We start from the raw sequence: 1,643 nt of genomic DNA, 5'->3' as shown, positions 1-1,643 counted from the left end.
GTTGTTTGAGGAATACTTGAAATAGATGCCATAAAGATTGTTGTAAGAAGTTATATTCTCTATTTTGCCATTTTCGACATTGTAGAAGTGGATGCCATATTTGTAGTTGCTTTTTCCATCGTGAATTACGCAGTTCCTTATTATGAAGTATACGTCTGTATTTCTTATCTCAATCCCATTTGCACTGCTCGCATCTATATCCCAGTTTTCTATGATGTATGGGTCGCTTTCCGTGCCTGAGCCAGAGGTTACGCCATTTGCAGATGTGAACTGAGAGTTGCCATTAATATAGATTGGTGCATGCGAAGTGATTCCCTTCCCAATACTTTCAGATTTTGTTTCGCTAACTGTAGCCACCCCTGCGTTCCCTGCAAGCACTACAATTGCGCTCAAAACCAAAATTCCAGCCAGAATAGAAACTGCAAGAGTTATTGATTTCATTTTTCTTATGGAGAATAATAGGATAAGTGCAATTTAAAACTTGCGCGCCCTTCTACTCGAACGCTTCCCCCTATCATATAAAAATGCTGTATATCTCCGCCGAGTTTGCAGACGCTCTCAAAAAAGCTCTTCCAATTCCTCGTTTCCTTCAGGTAGCTTGCCATGCTGCTGGAGGAATTGCTGTAAGAGCTCTGTTTCCCTTTTTGTATACATAGGCTCTTCTTCGTAGCTAAAGTACCGTGCCTTGTCATTTGTTTTTAATTGCTCCTCTAGCTCTTTGCGTAAATTAGCTGTGCCCTTAATATAAATTATGAATTTTTTTTCGTTGAGTAGTTGATACACGCCCTCTAGTTCAGGAACAGCGCTCACAAACTCAGACCTAAACTCCAGCCATTTTTCTGGCGGAAACATAGGCTTTGAGATTTGCAACCTTAGGTCGCATTGCAAGCATCTTGAAGCTTCTTTGACCGCAAGCTCCTTATCAAAGCAAAGCTCTACTTCTGCAAAGCTTCTCCGCTGCTCAACAGGTATTTTTGGCGTTTGGCTGCGCCTTAGATCTGCAAAGCCCTTTTCTTTTCCAAGCCAATGCTCTGGCTTCTCCTTCTCTACTAACGCTATATCGATAACACCATCGCCACCGAGGTATTTGTCGATTGAAGACGCAGCTTTCTTGCCCATAGCAATTGCCTCAACAACACTCGCAGGGCCTTTTACAACATCGCCAGCAGCAAAAACACCCTCTATATTTGTGGTAAGGGTCTCAGGGTTCACTACCAGTGTATTGTGGGTGGATATTTCAAGTCTGCTGTTACTACTGAGAAACGAAATATCTGGCTGCTCACCTATAGCAACTATTATTGTATCAAGCTCGATGGTAAACTCGGAGCCCTTGATCGGGATAGGTCTTTTTCTACCTGTTTCATCCATTTCCCCTAGTCTCATCTTAATACATTCAATCCCCGTAACTTTCCCATTTTTAGTTAAAACCTTGGTGGGCGCAGTTAAAAACTGTACATTAATTCCCTCCTCAACAGCAGCATCTACCTCTTCTTTGAATGCAGGCATCTCTGCTCTTGTTCTCCTGTATATTATAGAAACCGTTTCGCAATCCTTGATACGGTTAGCGACTCTGGCAGCATCAACAGCGGCATTGCCTCCACCGATCACACCAACCCTCTTACCTATTTTAATCTTTTTTTTAA

2 protein-coding genes are annotated in these 1,643 nt (G+C 42.3%); both read right to left on the bottom strand.

Features of this window, described 5'->3' with window-relative positions; translation table 11 throughout:
• The coding region (locus QMD21_07690) for a right-handed parallel beta-helix repeat-containing protein (GenBank protein MDI6856644.1) at positions 1-441 on the bottom strand (441 nt) is incomplete at its 3' end.
• Between the two features lie 117 nt (positions 442-558).
• Positions 559-1,643 (bottom strand): FAD-dependent oxidoreductase (locus QMD21_07685; protein MDI6856643.1); only part of this gene is annotated, 1,085 nt, incomplete at its 5' end.

The sequence above is a fragment of the Candidatus Thermoplasmatota archaeon genome (genome assembly GCA_030018475.1).
GTDB lineage: Archaea > Thermoplasmatota > JASEFT01 > JASEFT01 > JASEFT01 > JASEFT01.
This window is presented reverse-complemented; position numbering and strand designations above follow the sequence as displayed.